Source organism: Pseudomonas pisciculturae, from assembly GCF_015461805.1.
Taxonomy (GTDB): Bacteria; Pseudomonadota; Gammaproteobacteria; order Pseudomonadales; family Pseudomonadaceae; genus Aquipseudomonas; species Aquipseudomonas pisciculturae.
Genome location: NZ_JACVZE010000003.1, coordinates 496,064 through 514,602, shown reverse-complemented (window position 1 = coordinate 514,602; position 18,539 = coordinate 496,064). Strand labels below are relative to the sequence as shown.

Genomic DNA, 18,539 nt, shown 5'->3' with positions numbered 1-18,539 from the left:
ATGCACCCATGCCTGATTCAGTGCCACAACGTGCCGATTACCCTCACTTCCAGCCGATCATCACGCGCTGGCACGACAACGATGTGTATGGCCATGTGAACAACGTGACCTACTACAGTTTTTTCGACACGGCAGTGAATACCTACCTGATCGAACAGGGCGGGCTGGATATTCATGGCGGTGAGGTGGTGGGGTTTGTGGTGAGTTCGGCGTGTGATTACTTTGCGTCGATTGCCTTTCCAGAGCGCATCGAAATCGGCCTGCGGGTGGGCAAGCTGGGCAACAGTTCAGTGCAGTATGAGTTGGCGGTATTCAAGGCCGGCGAGGAAGAGGCCTGCGCGGCAGGAAGGTTTGTGCATGTGTTTGTCGATCGGGGGTCGAACCAGCCAGTGGCGATTCCGGGGATGTTGCGCGAGGCGTTGCAGCGGTTGGTGGTTTGATCGTAATCTCACAAACAGCGCAGATCAAATGTGGGAGCTGGCTTGCCTGCGAAGGCGGTGTGTCAGGTTAAGCAGTATTGCCTGACAGTTCGCTATCGCGGGCAAGCCCGCTCCCACGTTTAGACCGCGAGCTTACCGGTGACGGTAATGATGCTTGTTCTTGCGATGCCCATAGGCATGCCCACGCCCACGATGATCATCACGGTCATAACGACGGTTATCACGGCCACGAGAGCGGCGATCATCGTCATCGCTCTTGTTGCCCATGTAGTTACCCAGCGCACCACCCGCGCCACCGCCGGCGGCTGCGCCGATCAGGCTGCCGGTGCTGCCGCCCATGCTGCGGCCGACCACGTTACCGCCGGCTGCGCCCAAGGCACCGCCAATGGCGGCTTCGCCACGGCTGCGCTTGTCAGCACCGACCGCACTACCGCCTGCGCCGCCCAAGGCTGCACCAATGGCGGAGCCGGTGTTGCCACCGATCTGCTGACCGACAACCGAACCTAGAACCCCGCCCAATGCGCCGCCTACACCGGCTTCGGTGGTGCCACCGGCCATGGCTGCGCCACTGACCAGGCCAAGGGACAACAAGAGAATCGAGGAGAACTTCATAGGGAGACCTCAAGAGGATGACGGCGCGATCCTGAGGTTGTAACGAGATTGTGGCAACAGAAATCCGACCAGTAACACGAGTTGTACACAATTCTATAAGTTACTGTTTTTACTAGGGAACTTAAGTAAATTTGACAGGTCTTTAGCTACTTCGGAACGGCCGCTTTTATGCAAAAGCGGCCTTTTTTGTGCCCGTGGCTTTATGCCGAACGGGCCATGATCAATCCGTTGTCGCTCGCTGCTTCCAACCGAATCGCCACGAATTTTGACGTGGGCGTGTGGCTTCCATCCCCGGTGCTTTCCAGCGGCACCAGCGGGTTCACTTCCGGGTAGTAAGCCGCAGCCTGCCCTGCCGGAATATCAAACGCCAACAGCGTGAAGCCTTTTACGCGGCGCTCACGACCGTCTTCCCACAACGACACGATGTCGGCCTTTTGCCCCGGCTTGAAGCCCAGGCGGATGATGTCGGCTTCGTTGACAAACAGCACGTCGCGCTGGCCCTTGACCCCACGGTAGCGGTCGTCCAGGCCATAGATGGTGGTGTTGTACTGATCGTGGGAGCGCATCGACTGCATGATCAGGTCTGGCACCCGGCCCGTGGCGTGGGTGCGTTCGTGAATCAGGTCTTTGGGCAGGATGTTGGGGCGGAAGTTGGCACGGCCCGAAGGGGTGTTCCAGCGACGTGCACCGGCCGAGTTGCCCAAGTAGAAACCGCCCGGGTTTTTGATCTTCTCGTTGAAGCCCTTGAAGCCTGGGATGGTGTCGGCGATCAGGTCGCGGATGCGGCCGTAGTCGGCCACCAGCCAATTCCAGTCCACCGGCTTGCTGCCCAAGGTCGCGGCGGCGATGCCGGCCAGGATCGCAGGCTCCGACTTCATCAGCTTCGACAGCGGCTGCAATTGGCCGTTGGAGCCGTGGACCATGCTGAACGAGTCTTCTACCGTCACCGCCTGCGGGCCGTCGGCCTGGATGTCGATGTCGGTACGGCCCAGGCACGGCAGGATCAGCGCGTCTTTACCGTGCATCAGGTGGCTGCGGTTGAGCTTGGTGCTGATTTGCACCGTCAGGTCGCAATTGCGCAGGGCTTCGAAGGTGCGCGGGCTGTCTGGTGTGGCTTGGGCGAAGTTGCCACCCAGGCCGATAAACACCTTGGAGCGGCCTTCAAGCATGGCGTGGATGGCTTCCACCACGTTGTGCCCGTTCTCACGCGGCACCTGAAACTGGAAGCGACGCTCCAGAGAGTCAAGGAACGCCACCGGTGGGCGCTCGTTGATGCCCATCGTGCGGTCGCCCTGCACGTTGCTATGACCACGCACCGGGCACAGGCCGGCGCCTGGGCGGCCGATATTGCCGCGCAGCAGCATCAGGTTGGCGATTTCCTGGATGGTCGGCACCGAATGGCGATGCTGGGTAATGCCCATCGCCCAGCACATGATCACGTTCTTGCCTTTGGCGTACATGCGCGCCGCTTGCTCGATCTCAACCAGGGTCAGGCCGGACTGCTCGACGATTTCATCCCAGGAGGTGTCATCGATTTTGCCCAGGTAATCCAGCACGTTGGCGGTGTGTTCGTTAAGGAAGTCGTGGTCAAACACGGCCTCTTTGCCTTCGGCCTGGGCCTGGCGCTCCCACAGCAGCAGAAACTTGGCCATGCCCCGCAGGATGGCCATGTCGCCACCCAGTGCGGGGCGGAAGTAGGCGGTGTTGGTCGGTTTGTCGCCGTTGGTGAGCATTTCCAGTGGGTGCTGCGGGTGTTGGAAGCGCTCCAGGCCGCGCTCTTTTAGCGGGTTGATGCACACCACCTGGGCGCCGCGCTTCACCGCCTCGCGCAGCGGTTCGAGCATGCGCGGGTGGTTGGTGCCAGGGTTCTGGCCCCACACGAAAATCGCATCGGCGTGTTCGAAGTCATCAAAGGTCACAGTGCCTTTGCCGACGCCCACGCTTTGCGCCAGGGCCACGCCGCTGGCTTCGTGGCACATGTTCGAGCAGTCCGGGAAGTTGTTGGTGCCATAGGCGCGCACGAACAGTTGATACAGGTACGCCGCTTCGTTACTGGCGCGGCCCGAGGTGTAGAACTCGGCCATGTCAGGGCTGGGCAGGGCGTTGAGATGTTTGCCCACCAAGTCGAACGCGGCTTCCCAGCTGATGGGAAGGTAATGGTCGGTCTCGGCGTCATAGCGCATCGGCTCGGTCAGGCGGCCCTGATACTCCAGCCAATAATCGCTTTGCTCAATCAGCGCGGTGACGCTGTGCTTGGCGAAAAATGCCGCGTCCACCCGGCGCTTGGTGGCTTCCCAATTCACCGCCTTGGCGCCGTTCTCGCAGAACTTGACCATGCCGCTTTCCGGCGAATCACCCCAGGCGCAGCCCGGGCAGTCGAAGCCGCCGTTCTGGTTGGTCTTGAGCATCATGCGTAGGTTTTTCAGCGCGTTGTCGCTGGTCAGCCAGGCCTGGGCCACGCTGATCAGTGCACCCCAGCCGCCCGCCGCACCTTTATACGGTTTGTAGCGCGGGGTTGGGGTTTGGTCGGCTTGGTTATGATTGCTCACGGCTGGTTCTCCATCGCAGGGCTGTAGACCCGCGGCGCACTTTTCTGCGGCAGGTGGATGAGATTGAGGTTGTGTCGGCGAGCCCATTGCAGGGCCAGGCCGGTGGGCGACGACAGGCTGACCAGGGTCTGGATGCCTGCGCGCAAAACTTTCTGGATCAGCTCCAGGCTGCACCGGCTGGTGACAATCGCCACGCCGCCTTCGGTCGGAATCTTTTGGCGGATCAGCGCGCCGATAAGCTTATCCAAGGCGTTGTGCCGACCAATATCTTCGCGGCCCATCAATAATTCGCCCTGATTGTTCATAAACACAGCGGCATGCACCGCGCCGCTGTACTGGCCCAGGGGCTGAAACGCACTGATGCGCTGGCGCAGGCCATCAAGCCATTCGGCCGGCGGCAATGGCGCGCCGGGCAACACCTGAAGGTCAGGCAGCGCTTGCTCTACGGCTTCCACGCCACACAGCCCGCAGCCGCTGGTACCGGCCAGCTGGCGGCGCTGCTGCTTGAGATTCCAAAAGGCACGGCTGGAAATCTGCACTTGAGCGTATTGGGCAGAGCCTGATCCACTGAGCTTCAGGTCATAAATGTCGCTAACGTCGGTGATAATCCCGCTACCCATGCTGAAACCGACGATGAAATCTTCCAGGTCGGTGGGCGTTACCAGCATCACCGCCTGGCTGATGTCGTTATAGGCAATCGCCAACGCCACTTCTTCCGCCAACGCTGTGCTGGCGACTTCTGTGTGTTCGAGGTTGCAATACTGATAGCTCTGGCTGGCGGCGGGCGCGGGCGTTTCGAGGGCGGGCGCCGCGCAGATTGGGCGCTTGGCGTTCATGGGGCTATACCACCGGCGGATTGATCAATGTTTAGACTAGGCGCGACAAAGGGTCGCGTCTAATCGTCAGTACTGATCTATCGATAGATGGCGTCGATCAAGCGTCTTGTAACGATTTTTGGAACAGCGCAAAACACGCCTCCGCCAAGGCGGATCTTGGCGCACTGCGCCGCATGATCAGGCCTAGACGCGCGAGGGTGTGCGCTTCTTCTATGGGTTGCAGGCGCAGGTGTTCGGTGAGGGCATCGAGGCCGCCGTCCAAGGGCATGACGGCGCAGCACAGGCCGCCGTGCACGGCTTGTAACAATTGATGCACTGCATCGGTCTGCAACAACGGTTGCGGGTTGAGCCCACGGCTATGGAAGTTGTGATCGATGGACTGGCGAAAATGCATGCCGCTGGTGAGCATGCCCAGGGGCAACTCGATCAGCGCCTCCCAACTCAGCGGCTTATCGCCGAAGCTAAAGAACCGTTGGTCGTAAAGCAGCCCCATACGCGTTTCGCCCAAGGCCAGCGAGTCGAAACGCTCGTTGTCCAGGCGCTCCAGATAAGACACCCCAAGGTCGAGGCGATTGCTCGCCAGTTGCTCCAGGATCTGTTCGGAGCTCAGCGCCGACAATTCAAAACGCAGGCTTGGGTGTTCTTTATGCAGTTGCTGCATGAGGGCCAAGGGGTCAAAGCTCGACAACGGCACCACGCCCAGGCGCAGCGTACCCACCAGGTTGCCACGACAGGCTGCCGCCTCGGCCTGCAAACCGTCATAGGCGGCCAGGACCGTGCGCGCCCAGGCCAGCACGCGCTCGCCCGGCGCGGTAAAGCCCTCGAAGCGCTGGCCGCGATTGACCAAGGGAAGATCCAGTTCTTCTTCGAGGCTGCGCAGGCGCATCGACAGCGTTGGCTGGGTAATGTGGCAGCGTGCCGCGGCCTGGCCGAAGTGACGGGTTTCGTCGAGGGCGATGAGGAATTTCAGTTGTTTGATGTCCATCTTCGCTCCAGGGCTTATTCCAACGGCGGGGGGATTCTAGCGCGTTTAGGTCTTTGGCCGGGCTGGAACCCAAATCTGTAGGACTGGTCTAGTCTTGGGCATCTGGAAACCAAATCCCAAGGAGAGTGCACCATGAGTCTTTTTAGCTTTGTTAAGGAAGCTGGCGCGAAGTTGATCGACCTGTTGACGCCAGGTAATGCCAACGCCAGTGATGATCTGAAGAAGCATATTGAGGAGGTGGGGTTAGGCAACCCTAACGTGCACGCCACCGTTGATGGGGACAAAGTCACGATTACCGGTGAAGTAGCCACCCAGGAAGAGAAGGAAAAAATCATTCTGGCAGCGGGCAACATTGCTGGCGTTGCCAGCGTGGAGGACCAGATTACGGTTTCCGGCCCTGTAGTTGCTGCGGCCCGTTTTGTCGTGGTGAAAAAGGGCGACACCCTGAGCGCAATTTCGCTGGCGGTGTATGGCAACGCCAACCAGTACAACAAGATTTTTGAGGCGAACAAACCACTGCTGTCGCACCCGGACAAGATCTACCCAGGGCAGACACTGCGTATTCCTGAGTAAATCGCAGGTCAAAATGTGGGAGGGGGCTTGTGTGGGTGCCGGGCTTGCCCGCGATGGCATCACCTCGGTGTAACTGATACACCGCGGCGCCTGCATCGCGGGCAAGCCCGGCTCCCACATGGAGCTTCTTCCACCGATGGTTCAGAGCCCGGCAATGAGATCGCGGTAGTCGTCGACGGCCTCGAATTCTCCCGTGTCCTTGGCCCCTTTTTTACTGTCCGGCTCTTTGACCGCCAGTAAATGCCCCACGCCATACGCCTGGGCGCTGCGCAAAATCGGCAAGGTGTCATCAATAAACAGACTACGCGCCGGGTCGAAGCCGATATCGGCTTGCAGTGCATCCCAAAACTGCGGGTTTTCCTTGGCGAAACCATAGTCATGGGAACTGATCAAACGTTCGAAATACGGCGCCAGCTCAATGCGTTCCAACTTCAATGACAGCGAGTCACGATGGGCGTTGGTGATCAAAATCACCCGCTTGCCGGCGCGTTTGATCGCCGCCAGGAACGTGTCTGCATCCGGGCGCAGTGCAATCAGGTGGGCGGTCTCCAACTTGAGTTCGCGCACCGGCAGTTTCAACTCCGCGCTCCAGAAATCCAGGCAATACCATTGCAACTGTCCGGCGTTACGCTCGAACAGCGGCTGCAACTCCATCTCGGCCATGGCCCGGCTTACCCCGTGCAGCTCGGCGTAGCGCTGGGGCAGGTGCTCCATCCAGAAATGGTTGTCGTAATGCAGGTCGAGCAAGGTGCCGTCCATGTCCAGCAGGACGGTGTCGATGGCGTGCCAGGGCAGCGAGGGCATGGGCAGTTCTCATGTAAGTAAAGATATCCGACACAGACAATCGGAAAAGCCACGGTATAGTAACCCGATCACGCCAAGGAGCCGCTTATGCGCCAGAAACCCACCGTCCTCGCCCGCGAAATAGTCGCCAGTAGCCGTTTGTTCCGCGTGGAGGAGGTGCAATTGCGCTTTTCCAATGGCGTTGAACGCACCTACGAACGCCTCGTGGGCCGCGGTGCCGGTTACGGCGCAGTGATGATCGTGGCAATGATCGATGACGATCACGCGTTGCTGGTGGAAGAGTACTGCGGCGGTACCGATGAATATGAAGTGTCCTTGCCCAAGGGCTTGATCGAGCCTGGCGAGGATGTGCTGGCGGCGGCAAATCGTGAGCTCAAGGAAGAGGCTGGCTATGGCGCCCGTCAGTTGGAACACCTCACCGAACTCTCGCTGTCGCCTGGCTACATGAGCCAGAAAATCCAGGTGGTACTGGCCACCGACCTCTATGAAGAACGCCTTGAAGGCGATGAGCCCGAGCCGATGCGTGTCGACAAGGTCAACCTGCGTGAGCTGTCGATGCTGGCGCAAAACGAGCAATTCAGCGAAGGCCGAGCCCTCGCTGCGTTGTACCTGGTGCGCGACCTGTTGACCCAGCGTGGAGTGTTCAACGCATGAGCGAACTGTTTTTGGGCCACCCGTTTATTGCCCCTGTGATTGAGTTGGCGCGCCAGGCCGGTGAGGTGATCCTGCCGTACTGGCGTGCCGATGTTGCCGTGACCTCCAAGGCGGACGATTCACCGGTAACAGCGGCCGACCTGGCCGCTCATCATCTGATCCTGGCGGGCCTCACGGCACTCGAGCCGAGCATCCCCGTGCTGTCTGAAGAAGACGCCGATATCGACCAGAGCGTGCGCGCCGGTTGGCAGCGCTGGTGGTTGGTGGACCCGCTGGATGGCACCAAGGAATTTATCGCTGGCAGTGAAGAGTTCACCGTCAATATCGCCCTGATCGAACAGGGCCGAGTCGTGTTTGGCGTAGTGTCGATGCCCACCAGCGGGCGCTGCTACTTTGGGGGGGCGGGCCTTGGCGCCTGGCGCTCGGATGTGAACGAAGCGCCCAAGCAGATTCAGGTACGCGAAGCGCCTGCGGCAGGTGAGTCGTTTACCGTGGTGGCCAGCCGTCGGCATTCCAGCCCTGAGCAAGAGCGTTTGCTCGACGGTTTGAGTGAAGGTCTGGGGGCGTTGAAGCTGGCGAATATCGGCAGTTCGTTGAAGTTCTGCCTGTTGGCCGAAGGCAGCGCTGACTGCTACCCACGCCTGGCACCGACGTCACAGTGGGACACCGCTGCGGCCCAAGGCGTGCTGGAAGGGGCGGGGGGCGAGGTGTTGGAGTTGAGCGGTGTGCCGTTCAGCTATCCGGCGCGGGCATCGTTGTTGAACCCATTCTTTTTGGCGCTGCCGGCGAAGGCTGCATGGCGTGAACGCTTGCTGATCCTGGCGCGGTCTTAAGCCCTCAGAAGATCAAAATGTGGGAGGGAGCAAGCCCCCTCCCACAGTTGTTTTGTGTTGTGGCAGTTAGCGGTGCAGGACGTACTGGCCGGTGAAGGCTACTGCTCGCTCCTCCGCCCCTTCATTCACGATCCATGTCTCCAGTGTCAACCGCGCACGCCCATACCGCTTGTAAGTGGCCAGGAAACGTTTCCACACCTTTTCTTCCGGCGCCATGCAGATCGCAGTCGCATCCCGCGTAACCGGTAGCGGATAACTGATCTGCCCCTCTTGAATCACGATATGCCCGTCTTCAATCCCTTCCTCGCGCAACTGCAAGTGCAGCCAACCCCAACCCGCCAACACCGCGCCGCAGTACAGGCTGCCGCCAAACATGGTGCTCTTGTGGTTGATATTGGCCTGCAACGGCAGATGCAGCGCCAACCGCCCGTGTTGCCAGTCGAGCACCTTGAGGCCCATCTCCCGAGTGAGGGGGATGTCGTGGTGCAGGACGGATTCGAGGTGACGGCTGTCGCGGTTCATGGCTGCTTCTTTGAAGGGGTTCATTCGTCGTCGGCGCTTTGGTTGGCGAAGTTCAGGCCGTGTTTGCGCAGCTTATCGTGCAGGGTCTTGCGCGGCACGCCAAGGGCTTCGGCGAGGCTGCGCATGGAGCCGTGGGGGCGGGTCAGTTCGGCGGCGATCAGGCTTTTTTCGAACTGCTCGACTTGCTCGCTCAGGCCGCCGGGCGTGGAGGTCAGCACGCCGGTAGCAGGGTTATCCGGCGTCGCATCCAAGGCCAGTTCCAGGCCCAGGGCGAAGCGTTCGGCGGCGTTCTGCAATTCGCGCACATTGCCCGGCCAACTGTGTCGCAGCAATAGCGCACGCTGGCCCGGTTGCAGCTCGTGCAGCGGCAGGCCATGGCGGCTGCTGGCTTCGTCGGCGAAGTGCTGGAAGAGCATCAGCGCATCTTCCCCACGCTCGCGCAGCGGTGGAATTCGCAGCGGCGCAACGTTGAGGCGGTAGTACAAGTCGGCGCGGAAGCGGCCTTGGTCGGCGGACTGGCGCAGGTCTTCCTTGGTGGCGGCGATGATGCGGATATCCAGCGGGATCAGTTGATTGCCACCAAGGCGTTCGACAACACGTTCTTGTAACAAGCGCAGCAACTTGACCTGTACATCCAGGCTCATGCTCTCGATTTCATCCAGGAACAGCGTGCCGCCGTTGGCGAATTCGAACTTGCCGATACGGCGCTTCTGCGCGCCGGTGAATGCGCCGGGCTCATGGCCGAACAGCTCGCTTTCCACCACCGATTCGGCCAGGGCGCCGGCATTGATCGCCACAAACGGCCCGCTGCGTCGGCTCGATAAGTCGTGTAGGGCGCGGGCGACCACCTCTTTGCCGGCGCCGGTTTCGCCGAGGATCAGCACATCCGCTTTTGTCGCGGCCAGGGCGCCGATCTGCTCGCGCAGGCGCAGCATTTGCGGCGAATGCCCCACCAGGCGCGTGCTCAGTTGCTGGCGGTCGCTCAAGGCCAGGCGCAGGCTGCGGTTGTCCAGCACCAGTCGGCGCAGGGCCAGGGCGCGGCGCACGCTGTCGAGCAGGGCGTCGCTGGCGAAGGGTTTTTCGAGGAAGTCATAGGCGCCGGCACGCATGGCCTGCACCGCCAGCGGCACGTCGCCATGGCCGGTGATCAGCAGCACCGGCAGGTCCGGGTCCTGGCCGTGCAGCTCGGCAAGTAATTCCAGGCCGTCCATACCGGGCATGCGGATGTCGCTGACGACCACGCCCGGCCAGTCCCGCGACAGGCGCCCCGTGAGGCCGCTGGCTTCGCCCAGGGTCAGGACTTTCAGCCCGGCCAGGTCCAGGGTCTGGCACAGGGCCTGACGCAAGTGTGGATCGTCGTCGATCAACACCACCTGAATCTGGTTATCGATACTCATACACTGCGGTCCTCGGACGGTTGCAGACTGACGCCCGGCGAGCCGGCACGCAATTTCAAGGTTAACAGCGCGCCGCCTTCCTTGTGGTTGGCAAACAACAGTTCGCCGCCAAAGGCACGCATCAGGGTGTCACAGATCGCCAGCCCCAGCCCAAGGCCCTGGGTGCGGGTCTTGGTGGTGTAGAACGGCTCGCTGGCGCGGCCCAGGGCTTCCATGCAAAAGCCTGGGCCATTGTCGCGAATGTACAGGTTGACGCCTTGTTCGGTGGTTTCGGCACTCAGCCAGAGTTTGCGCGGCGGGCCTTTTTCGGTGAGGGCGTCGAGGGCATTGGCCAACAGATTGCCCAGCACCTGGCGCAGGCGGGTTTCGCCGGCCTGCACCCACAAGGCGGCTTCGGGCATATCACGAATCAGCTCTACTTCCATCGAGCGTCGGCGCTTGCCCAACAACGCCAGGGCGTCGTCCAGCGCCGGTTGCAGGGCCACGCTCTCTGGCGCATGGCGGTCACGACGGGCGAAGGCGCGCAGGTGGGCGATGATTGAGGCCATTCGCCCGGTCAGCTCGCTGATCAGCTTGAGATTGCCCCGAGCGTCGTTGGTGCGCTCGTGGTCCAGCAGGATTTCGGCGTTCTCGGCATAGCTGCGAATCGCCGCCAGCGGTTGATTGAGCTCGTGGCTGATGCTTGCCGACATGGTGCCCAACGCCGACAGCTTGCCCGCTTGCACCAGGTCATCCTGGGCGCGCACCAGCTCTTGCTGGGCATGTTCGCGCTCCAGCACTTCCTGTTTGAGGCGCCGGTTGAGGCCTTCCAGGTCGCTGGTACGTTCGACCACGCGGGCTTCCAGCTCGCGGCGGGCCTTGGCCTCGAAGGCGATGCGGTCCAGGTAGTGCCGGCGGCGCTGCATCATCAGGCCCAGCAGCAGCATCAGTACCAGCAGTGCCGCGCCGCCGACGGCGACCACGGTGCGCACCGGCCGGGTGATCAGAGAGCGCGGCGCGAGAATCTCCACATTCCAGCCGGTCTCGGCGATGGCCGTGGACTGGCGCAACCAGGCGCTGCTGCTCAGGCTCAGCGGCTGCGGGTCGCGGGTCGGGTAGGGTTGGATCGCGATGATGGCCTGGCGCTCTTCGGCGGTCAGCGGGCGGGTAGCGCGAAATCGCCATTGTGGGCGCGAGGTGAGGATCACCACGCCGTTGTGGTCGGTGACCAACAGCTGTTCTGGCGTGTTGCCCCACAGGCTCTCGGTGTGGTCCAGGTCGACCTTGACCACCAGCACGCCAATGATTTGGTCGCCATCGCGCACGGCGGCGGCGAAGAAGTACCCGCGCTTGGCCGACGTGGTGCCCAGGCCGAAAAACCGCCCCAGACGCCCGTCCATGGCTTCGCTGAAATACGGCCGAAACGAGAAATTACGCCCGACGAAGCTGTCCTGTTTATCCCAGTTGGAGGCCGCCAGCGTCTTGCCGGTGGTGTCCATGAGGTACATCACCTCCACCCCGGCTTGGGCGGCGACGTCTTTGAGCAGCAGGTTGGCGTTGACCTGGTTGGTGCTGACGTCGGGTGCTGCCAGCGCGGTGCGCAGGGCCGGCAAGTCGCCGAGGATCTGTGGCAACACCTCGTAGCGGTGCAGCGTGCCCAGCAGGTTGGCGACGTACAGGTCGAGGGTCTGGCGGTTCTGCCCCGCCAGTTCGCTGCGGTAATAGCGCTCGGCCAAGTGCTCCAGCGGCCACAGCAACGGCGCCAGGCACAATGCCAAGAGGGCGAGGCTGCGCCAACGGGGTCTTCGCGGGAGTGTGGGAGTCATGAGAGTCGGGCGCCTGTGGGTACAGGCGCATTATGCCTAGTGCTGCTGTGCAAGACACTCGCGCAATGCGTCTTGCCACTCTGGTTGGCTGACGTGCCATTGCTGTTGCAGGTGGCTGCAATCGAGGCGCGAGTTCAGTGGGCGCTTGGCGGGCGTGGGGTAGGCGCTGGATGGGATGGCCTCCAGTTCGGCACATGCCTTGCCTTGGGCGCTTAGATGTTCGCCGATGGCCTGGGCAAAGCCGAACCATGAAGTTTCACCTTGGGCGGTCAGGTGATAGATGCCCCATGGCCCAGGCTTGCCGGCCTGCCAGCGTTCGATCAATGCGCGACTGCTGGCAGCGATAGTCCCGGCCCACGTGGGCGCACCGATTTGATCAGCGACGATGCGCATATGGGGTTTTTCTTGCAGCACGCGCTGCATGGTCAGCAGGAAATTCTTGCCGTGGTTGGAGTAGACCCAACTGGTGCGCAGTATCAGGTACTCGCCGCCCACCGCTGCAATCGCCTGCTCACCGGCCAGTTTGCTGCGGCCGTAGACGCTCAACGGGTTCGGTGAGTCGGCCTCGATGTAGGGCGCAGGTTTGCTGCCATCGAACACGTAGTCGGTGGAGTAATGAATCAGCGGAATGCCCAGAGCCTTGGCTTCCTCGGCAAGGATGCCGGGGGCGATGGCGTTGATGGCGAATGCCGCCTCCGGTTCGCTTTCAGCCAGGTCAACGGCGGTATGGGCCGCGGCGTTGATGATCAGGTCGGGGCGCTGGGCGCGGATCTGCTGACGGATCTGATAGGCGTTTGCCAGGTCAAGTTGGTCGCGGCCCAGGATGATCAACTCGCCCAGGCCACTAAGGTGCTGTTGCAGAGCCTGGGAGACTTGGCCGTGCTGGCCGGTAATCAGGATTTTCATGGGAACAGATCGGCTTCCATCAGCAATTTTCCTGCCTGGTCCTTCACGGACAGCTGGGGCGCCTCGCTCAGCTCCCAGTCAATCGCCAGCGTCGGGTCACTCCACAGGATGCTGCGCTCGGCGCTCGGCTGGTAATAGTCGGTGGTCTTGTACAAAAACTCGGCGTAGTCGCTGAGCACCACAAAGCCATGGGCAAACCCCTCGGGCACCCACAGTTGGCGATGGTTCTGCGCTGACAGGCGCACACTCACCCAATGGCCGAAATTCGGCGAGCTGCGGCGGACATCCACCGCCACATCCAGCACTTCGCCTGCTGTGACCCGCACCAATTTGCCCTGGGTGTGTTCGAGCTGGTAATGCAGGCCGCGCAGCACGCCTTTTTGCGAGCGCGAGTGGTTGTCCTGCACGAACTGACGCTGGAGCCCGGTGGCTTCTTCGAACCCACGGGCATTGAAGCTCTCGTAAAAAAAACCGCGCTCATCGCCGAACACTTTGGGTTCGAGGATCAGCACGCCCGGCAGTGCGGTTTCGGTCACATTCACCGGCTGTCTCCCGCCAGTGCGTAGAGGTATTGGCCGTAGCCGGTCTTGCCGAAGTATTTGGCGCGTTCGAGCAGATGTTCGCGGTCGATCCAGCCGTTGCCGTAGGCGATCTCTTCGAGGCACGCGACTTTCAGGCCTTGGCGGCGCTCGATGGTTTGCACGTACTGGGAGGCGTCCAGCAGGCTGTCGTGGGTGCCAGTGTCGAGCCAGGCGAAGCCACGGCCGAAGCGCTCTACCTGTAGATCGCCCCGGCGCAGGTAGGCGTTGTTGACGTCGGTGATTTCCAATTCGCCACGGGCCGACGGTTTAACCGCCTTGGCGATTTCGATCACATCGTTGTCGTAAAAATACAGGCCCGTGACCGCATAGCTGGATTTGGGCGCCGCCGGTTTTTCTTCGATGGACAGGGCGCGGCCTTCGCTGTCGAAGTCGATCACGCCGAAGCGTTCCGGGTCTCTGACCCAGTAGCCGAACACGGTGGCGCCTTTGCCGCGTTCCACCGCTGCATGCAACTGCGCGCTGAAGCTTTGGCCGTGGAAAATGTTGTCGCCGAGAATGAGGCACACCGGGTCGCTGCCGATGAATGCTTCGCCGATCAAAAAGGCCTGTGCCAGACCGTCCGGCGAAGGCTGCTCGGCGTAGCTGAACGTGACGCCGAACTGGCTGCCGTCCCCCAGCAGGTTGCGGTATTGGGGCAGGTCGGCCGGGGTGGAGATCACCAGGATCTCCTTGATGCCGGCCAGCATCAGCACCGAGATCGGGTAGTAGATCATCGGCTTGTCATACACCGGCAACAGTTGCTTGGACACGCCCAGGGTAATGGGGTGAAGACGGGTGCCGGAGCCGCCGGCCAATACGATGCCTTTCATCATGCGATCAGATCCCTCATGTCGGTGTTGCCCAATCGTTGGCCCTGATAACTGCCGTCCTGGACCCTGCGGCACCACTCCAGGTTATCGAGGTACCACTGCACGGTTTTGCGTAGCCCGGTTTCAAAGGTTTCCAATGGTACCCAGCCCAGCTCCCGTTCGATTTTGCTGGCGTCGATGGCGTAGCGCAGATCGTGGCCGGGGCGGTCTTTGACGAAGGTGATCAGGTCGCTGTACTTCGCCACGCCAGCAGGGTGTTGCGGTGCCAGTTCTTCCAGCAGGTTGCAGATGTTGCGTACCACCTCGATATTCTTTTGCTCGTTGTGACCGCCGATGTTGTAGGTCTCGCCCACCACGCCCTCGGTCACCACCTTGAGCAGGGCGCGGGCGTGATCTTCGACGAACAGCCAGTCGCGCACCTGCAAACCATCACCATAGACCGGCAATGGCTTGCCCGCGAGCGCGTTGAGGATCACCAGCGGGATGAGTTTTTCGGGAAAGTGGAACGGGCCGTAGTTGTTTGAGCAGTTGGTGAGCAGCACCGGCAAGCCGTAGGTGCGCTGCCAGGCGCGCACCAGGTGGTCGGACGCGGCCTTGCTGGCGGAGTAGGGCGAGCTGGGCGCATAGGGCGTGGTTTCGGTGAACAGATCGTTTACGCCGTGCAGGTCGCCGTACACCTCGTCGGTGGAAATATGATGGAAGCGGAACGCGTTTTTTGCCGGCGCAGCGAGGGTTTGCCAGTAGCCGCGGGCGGCTTCGAGCAGGCTGTAGGTGCCGACAATGTTGGTCTGGATGAAATCCGACGGGCCGTCAATGGAGCGGTCCACATGGGACTCGGCCGCCAAGTGCATGATCGCCTGGGGCTCGAAACGGGCCAGCACCGCGCTCACGGTGGCCTGGTCAATGATGTCGGCCTGAACGAACTCATAGCGGCTGTTGGAGGCGATGGCGCTCAACGATTCCAGGTTGCCGGCGTAGGTGAGTTTGTCGAGGTTGAGCACTTCATGCTCGGTGTGCTGGATCAGGTGACGTACCAGAGCAGAACCGATAAAACCGGCGCCACCGGTAATAAGAATGCGCATGTCGGGGCCCTTTTCCTTTTGACGGACATTAAGCGAATGGAGCATAGCTTGTGTTGCGGCGGGATGTGCCAGGGGGTTGCACAAGCCCCCTGAACAATGGCGAACTAAGCGCCTGATAAAAATACCGAGGTCGCCCCATGCTGCTCGCCACGCTGATCCACCGCGCCAGTCTACCTTGCCCGCAAGTAGGCCCCGACCAGGCGGCACGATTGCTTGAGCAGTATTACGGCCTCACTGGCACTTTGCAGTCATTGGGTAGCCAGCAAGACCTCAACTACAAAGTCGACAGCACCCGCGGCCGATTTGTTCTGAAAATCTGCCGGGGCGACTACGCCGCCGTGGAGTTGCAGGCCCAGCATGCGGCGCTCAATAGCCTGCAGGCGGTGCGCGTGCCTAAGGTCATCAAGGCGCTTAACGGCGATGACCTGCTGACGGTCACGGTCGATGGCCAAACCTTGCACATGCGGCTGCTGGATTACATCGACGGCCAGCCCCTGACCCATCTGCCGCACCTGGGGCGTGAGGTGATTGCAGGCTTTGGCGACCTGTGCGGCCGGATGAGCCAGGCGCTTGCAGCGTTCACGCACCCTGGTCTTGATCGAGCGCTGCAATGGGACCCTCGTCATGCTGGCGAACTGATTTCTCATCTGCTGGTCACCTTGGAAAACCTGCCTCACCGTGCTGCGCTTGAGCAAGTGGCTGTTCAGGTTAAATCGCGCATCCAGCCTCTGGTCGATTATCTGCCGTGGCAAGCCGTGCACTTGGACATCACCGATGACAACGTGGTGTGGCAGCGCGACAGCCAACGCCATTGGCAGGTCGAGGGCGTGATCGACTTTGGCGATCTGGTGCACACCTGGCGTATTGCCGATCTGTCGGTGACCTGTGCGGCCTTGCTGCACCACGCCGAGGGGGACCCTTTTGCGATCTTGCCGGCGATCCAGGCCTGCCACGCCGTTACACCCTTGCAGCGCGAAGAGTTGCAGGTGCTGTGGCCGCTGATCGTCGCTCGTGCGGCGGTGCTGGTGTTGAGCAGTGAGCAGCAGCAACGCTTGGACCCGGATAACGCCTACCTGTTGAAAAACGCCGAGCATGAGTGGGAAATCCTTCACGTGGCGACCTCGGTGCCGTTTGAATTGATGGAAGCGGCGATTCTGAGCAGCGTCGGTGAGGCGCGGCCTCCCGTTGCCAGCCAGGGCTTTGCGCCCTTGTTACCGGGGTTGGTGGGGCGGGAATTTGCGCTGATCGACTTGGGTGTACTCAGCCCGCATTTTGAGGCCGGCAACTGGGAACAACCGGGCATCGACAGCAAGTTGCTGGATGAAGCGGCGGCGGTGCATGGGCTGGCGGCCAGTCGCTACGGGCAATACCGGTTGTCGCGTACCTGCCCGGACCAGGCCGCAGAGCCTGCAACGTTCCCGCTGCATGTCGAGCTGCATTTGCCCCATGGCACGGTACTCGAAGCGCCGTTTGCCGGTACGTTGCATCAAGACGCTGACGGTCTGATCAGCGTGCAAGGCGTCGCGTTGAGCCTGCGGTTGTGGGGGGTGAAAACCGTCTTGAAGCCGGGCGCGTTGTTGGTCGAAGGGCAAGTGCTGGGCGAAGTGCACGCGCCACTGACTGTGCAATTGTGCCGTGCCGACCTTGAGCCACCGCTGTTTTGCACGCCGTCTCGCGCCTTGGCGTGGCAAGCCCTGTGTCCATCGCCCGCCACGTTGTTGGGACTGGCCTGCGATGCCGAACCAGAGCTGGACCCCGAAGCGCTGTTGGCCCGTCGGGACGCCAGTTTCGCCCGTTCGCAGAAGCACTATTACGTCGACCCGCCGCGTATCGAGCGGGGCTGGCGCAATCACCTGATAGATATGCAGGGCCGCTCCTACCTGGACATGCTCAACAACGTCGCCGTGCTCGGCCACGGCCACCCGCGCATGGCGGCGGTTGCGGCGCGCCAGTGGTCGTTGCTCAACACCAACTCGCGCTTTCACTACGCGGCGATTGCGGAGTTTTCCGAGCGCTTGCTGGCGCTGGCGCCGGAAGGCATGGACCGGGTGTTCCTGGTCAACAGCGGCACCGAGGCCAACGACCTGGCGATCCGCCTGGCCTGGGCCTACAGCGGCGGGCGCGACATGCTTAGCGTGCTGGAGGCGTATCACGGCTGGTCGGTGGCGGCGGATGCGGTGTCGACTTCGATTGCCGACAACCCCCAGGCGCTGAGCAGCCGCCCGGAGTGGGTGCACCCGGTGACCGCGCCGAATACCTATCGCGGTGAATTCCGTGGGCCGGACTGTGCGCCGGATTACGTACGAAGCGTGGAACACAACCTGGCGAAAATCGCTGCGAGTAAACGCCAACTGGCCGGTTTCATCTGCGAGCCGGTGTATGGCAATGCCGGCGGTATCTCCCTGCCACCGGGTTACTTGCAGCAGGTGTACGGGTTGGTCCGCGCACAAGGCGGCGTGTGCATCGCCGATGAAGTGCAGGTGGGTTATGGCCGCATGGGCCATTTCTTCTGGGGCTTTGAAGAGCAAGGCGTGGTGCCCGACATCATCACCATGGCCAAGGGCATGGGCAATGGCCAGCCGCTGGGCGCGGTAATCACCCGTCGCGAAATCGCCGAGGCGCTGGAGGCCGAGGGGTATTTCTTCTCGTCGTCGGGTGGTAGCCCGGTCAGTTGCCGCATCGGCATGGCCGTGCTGGATGTGATGGAGGAAGAAAAGCTGTGGGAAAACGCCCAAGTGGTGGGTGGGCATTTCAAGGCTCGGTTGGAAGCGTTGATTGAGCGTCATCCGCTGGTCGGCGCTGTGCACGGTTCCGGTTTCTATCTGGGGCTGGAGTTGGTGCGCGACCGCAATACGCTCGAACCGGCCACCGAAGAAACCACATTGCTATGCGATCGCCTGCGCGAGCTTGGGGTTTTCATGCAGCCCACGGGTGATTACCTGAATATCCTCAAAATCAAGCCGCCGATGGTGACGTCCAAACGCAGCGTGGATTTTTTTGTCGACATGCTGTCGAAGGTGCTGGATGAACACCTGTAGTTAGTCGATTGTTATCGGCTATTTTATGTAATATTTCTCGACTAACATCCTTGTTTGCTTTTAAAGCCGATTTTTATCCGTTATAAAGTCGG

17 protein-coding genes are annotated in these 18,539 nt (G+C 61.5%); 5 read left to right on the top strand and 12 right to left on the bottom strand.

What is annotated here, in order from left to right:
• The first annotated feature begins 8 nt into the window (after positions 1-8).
• Complete coding sequence (locus tag ICY20_RS11225; RefSeq protein WP_159963320.1) at positions 9-440, top strand: acyl-CoA thioesterase; 432 nt, start codon at positions 9-11, stop codon at positions 438-440.
• 132 nt (positions 441-572) lie between these two features.
• Here the strand turns inward: ICY20_RS11225 and ICY20_RS11220 are convergent, their stop codons facing one another.
• From ICY20_RS11220 to ICY20_RS11205, 4 genes are all read right to left on the bottom strand, one after another.
• A complete protein-coding gene (locus ICY20_RS11220) occupies positions 573-1,052 on the bottom strand; it encodes a YMGG-like glycine zipper-containing protein (protein WP_159963321.1) in 480 nt (159 codons plus the stop codon).
• A 200-nt stretch (positions 1,053-1,252) separates the two neighbouring features.
• Complete coding sequence (locus ICY20_RS11215; protein ID WP_159963322.1) at positions 1,253-3,601, bottom strand: FdhF/YdeP family oxidoreductase; 2,349 nt, start codon at positions 3,599-3,601, stop codon at positions 1,253-1,255.
• Positions 3,598-4,437 (bottom strand): formate dehydrogenase accessory sulfurtransferase FdhD, encoded by an 840-nt coding sequence (gene fdhD / locus ICY20_RS11210; RefSeq protein WP_194937495.1) that lies wholly within the window; start codon positions 4,435-4,437, stop codon positions 3,598-3,600. Before fdhD ends, ICY20_RS11215 begins: the two co-directional genes overlap by 4 nt.
• Positions 4,438-4,534: 97 nt before the next feature.
• Positions 4,535-5,422 (bottom strand): LysR family transcriptional regulator, encoded by an 888-nt coding sequence (locus ICY20_RS11205; protein ID WP_194937494.1) that lies wholly within the window; start codon positions 5,420-5,422, stop codon positions 4,535-4,537.
• Between the two features lie 132 nt (positions 5,423-5,554).
• Between ICY20_RS11205 and lysM the strand changes: the two genes are divergently transcribed.
• Positions 5,555-5,995 (top strand): peptidoglycan-binding protein LysM, encoded by a 441-nt coding sequence (gene lysM / locus ICY20_RS11200; RefSeq protein WP_159963325.1) that lies wholly within the window; start codon positions 5,555-5,557, stop codon positions 5,993-5,995.
• Between the two features lie 141 nt (positions 5,996-6,136).
• Here lysM and yrfG read toward each other — a convergent pair whose 3' ends face one another.
• Positions 6,137-6,799: a GMP/IMP nucleotidase gene (yrfG, locus tag ICY20_RS11195; RefSeq protein WP_159963326.1), complete on the bottom strand. Its 663-nt coding sequence runs from the start codon at positions 6,797-6,799 to the stop codon at positions 6,137-6,139.
• A gap of 87 nt (positions 6,800-6,886) precedes the next feature.
• Here yrfG and nudE point away from each other — a divergent pair, with 87 nt between their 5' ends.
• Together nudE and cysQ are read left to right on the top strand one after the other, a co-directional pair.
• Positions 6,887-7,453: an ADP compounds hydrolase NudE gene (gene nudE / locus ICY20_RS11190; protein WP_122485971.1), complete on the top strand. Its 567-nt coding sequence runs from the start codon at positions 6,887-6,889 to the stop codon at positions 7,451-7,453.
• Positions 7,450-8,286 carry a 3'(2'),5'-bisphosphate nucleotidase CysQ gene (cysQ, locus tag ICY20_RS11185; RefSeq protein WP_194937493.1) on the top strand — a complete coding sequence of 279 codons (837 nt, stop codon included), beginning with the start codon at positions 7,450-7,452 and terminating at the stop codon, positions 8,284-8,286. The genes nudE and cysQ overlap by 4 nt, the downstream gene beginning before the upstream one ends.
• Positions 8,287-8,352: 66 nt before the next feature.
• On the opposite strand, the gene ICY20_RS11180 is transcribed toward cysQ, so the two are convergent.
• From ICY20_RS11180 to rfbB, 7 genes are read right to left on the bottom strand one after another with little or no spacing between them, the layout of a single operon-like run.
• Positions 8,353-8,808 carry a YiiD C-terminal domain-containing protein gene (locus ICY20_RS11180; protein ID WP_194937492.1) on the bottom strand — a complete coding sequence of 152 codons (456 nt, stop codon included), beginning with the start codon at positions 8,806-8,808 and terminating at the stop codon, positions 8,353-8,355.
• Between the two features lie 20 nt (positions 8,809-8,828).
• Positions 8,829-10,205 carry a sigma-54-dependent transcriptional regulator gene (locus tag ICY20_RS11175; RefSeq protein ID WP_159963048.1) on the bottom strand — a complete coding sequence of 459 codons (1,377 nt, stop codon included), beginning with the start codon at positions 10,203-10,205 and terminating at the stop codon, positions 8,829-8,831.
• Entirely contained in the window at positions 10,202-12,010 is a 1,809-nt protein-coding gene (locus ICY20_RS11170) for a sensor histidine kinase (protein WP_159963049.1), read from the bottom strand. Before ICY20_RS11170 ends, ICY20_RS11175 begins: the two co-directional genes overlap by 4 nt.
• 36 nt (positions 12,011-12,046) lie before the next feature.
• The gene (rfbD, locus tag ICY20_RS11165; RefSeq protein ID WP_194937491.1) at positions 12,047-12,916 is read right to left on the bottom strand and encodes a dTDP-4-dehydrorhamnose reductase; all 870 of its coding nucleotides are present in this window, start codon (positions 12,914-12,916) and stop codon (positions 12,047-12,049) included.
• A complete protein-coding gene (gene rfbC, locus ICY20_RS11160) occupies positions 12,913-13,458 on the bottom strand; it encodes a dTDP-4-dehydrorhamnose 3,5-epimerase (protein WP_194937490.1) in 546 nt (181 codons plus the stop codon). Before rfbC ends, rfbD begins: the two co-directional genes overlap by 4 nt.
• Complete coding sequence (gene rfbA / locus ICY20_RS11155) at positions 13,455-14,330, bottom strand: glucose-1-phosphate thymidylyltransferase RfbA (RefSeq protein WP_194937489.1); 876 nt, start codon at positions 14,328-14,330, stop codon at positions 13,455-13,457. Before rfbA ends, rfbC begins: the two co-directional genes overlap by 4 nt.
• Positions 14,327-15,409: a dTDP-glucose 4,6-dehydratase gene (gene rfbB, locus ICY20_RS11150; protein ID WP_159963053.1), complete on the bottom strand. Its 1,083-nt coding sequence runs from the start codon at positions 15,407-15,409 to the stop codon at positions 14,327-14,329. Before rfbB ends, rfbA begins: the two co-directional genes overlap by 4 nt.
• Positions 15,410-15,546: 137 nt before the next feature.
• Here rfbB and ICY20_RS11145 point away from each other — a divergent pair, with 137 nt between their 5' ends.
• On the top strand, positions 15,547-18,447 hold the full coding sequence (locus ICY20_RS11145) for an aminotransferase (protein ID WP_194937488.1): 2,901 nt from the start codon (positions 15,547-15,549) through the stop codon (positions 18,445-18,447).
• The last annotated feature ends 92 nt before the right edge of the window (positions 18,448-18,539 follow it).

Coding starts and splice junctions, on each gene's coding strand:
- yrfG (WP_159963326.1), bottom strand. CDS start 6,799: ATGCCCTCGCTGCCCTGGCACGCCATCGACACCGTCCTGCTGGACATG.
- ICY20_RS11175 (WP_159963048.1), bottom strand. CDS start 10,205: ATGAGTATCGATAACCAGATTCAGGTGGTGTTGATCGACGACGATCCA.
- rfbD (WP_194937491.1), bottom strand. CDS start 12,916: ATGAAAATCCTGATTACCGGCCAGCACGGCCAAGTCTCCCAGGCTCTG.
- lysM (WP_159963325.1), top strand. CDS start 5,555: ATGAGTCTTTTTAGCTTTGTTAAGGAAGCTGGCGCGAAGTTGATCGAC.
- ICY20_RS11145 (WP_194937488.1), top strand. CDS start 15,547: ATGCTGCTCGCCACGCTGATCCACCGCGCCAGTCTACCTTGCCCGCAA.
- ICY20_RS11180 (WP_194937492.1), bottom strand. CDS start 8,808: ATGAACCGCGACAGCCGTCACCTCGAATCCGTCCTGCACCACGACATC.
- cysQ (WP_194937493.1), top strand. CDS start 7,450: ATGAGCGAACTGTTTTTGGGCCACCCGTTTATTGCCCCTGTGATTGAG.
- ICY20_RS11170 (WP_159963049.1), bottom strand. CDS start 12,010: ATGACTCCCACACTCCCGCGAAGACCCCGTTGGCGCAGCCTCGCCCTC.
- ICY20_RS11205 (WP_194937494.1), bottom strand. CDS start 5,422: ATGGACATCAAACAACTGAAATTCCTCATCGCCCTCGACGAAACCCGT.
- ICY20_RS11220 (WP_159963321.1), bottom strand. CDS start 1,052: ATGAAGTTCTCCTCGATTCTCTTGTTGTCCCTTGGCCTGGTCAGTGGC.
- ICY20_RS11225 (WP_159963320.1), top strand. CDS start 9: ATGCCTGATTCAGTGCCACAACGTGCCGATTACCCTCACTTCCAGCCG.
- nudE (WP_122485971.1), top strand. CDS start 6,887: ATGCGCCAGAAACCCACCGTCCTCGCCCGCGAAATAGTCGCCAGTAGC.
- rfbB (WP_159963053.1), bottom strand. CDS start 15,409: ATGCGCATTCTTATTACCGGTGGCGCCGGTTTTATCGGTTCTGCTCTG.
- fdhD (WP_194937495.1), bottom strand. CDS start 4,437: ATGAACGCCAAGCGCCCAATCTGCGCGGCGCCCGCCCTCGAAACGCCC.
- rfbA (WP_194937489.1), bottom strand. CDS start 14,330: ATGATGAAAGGCATCGTATTGGCCGGCGGCTCCGGCACCCGTCTTCAC.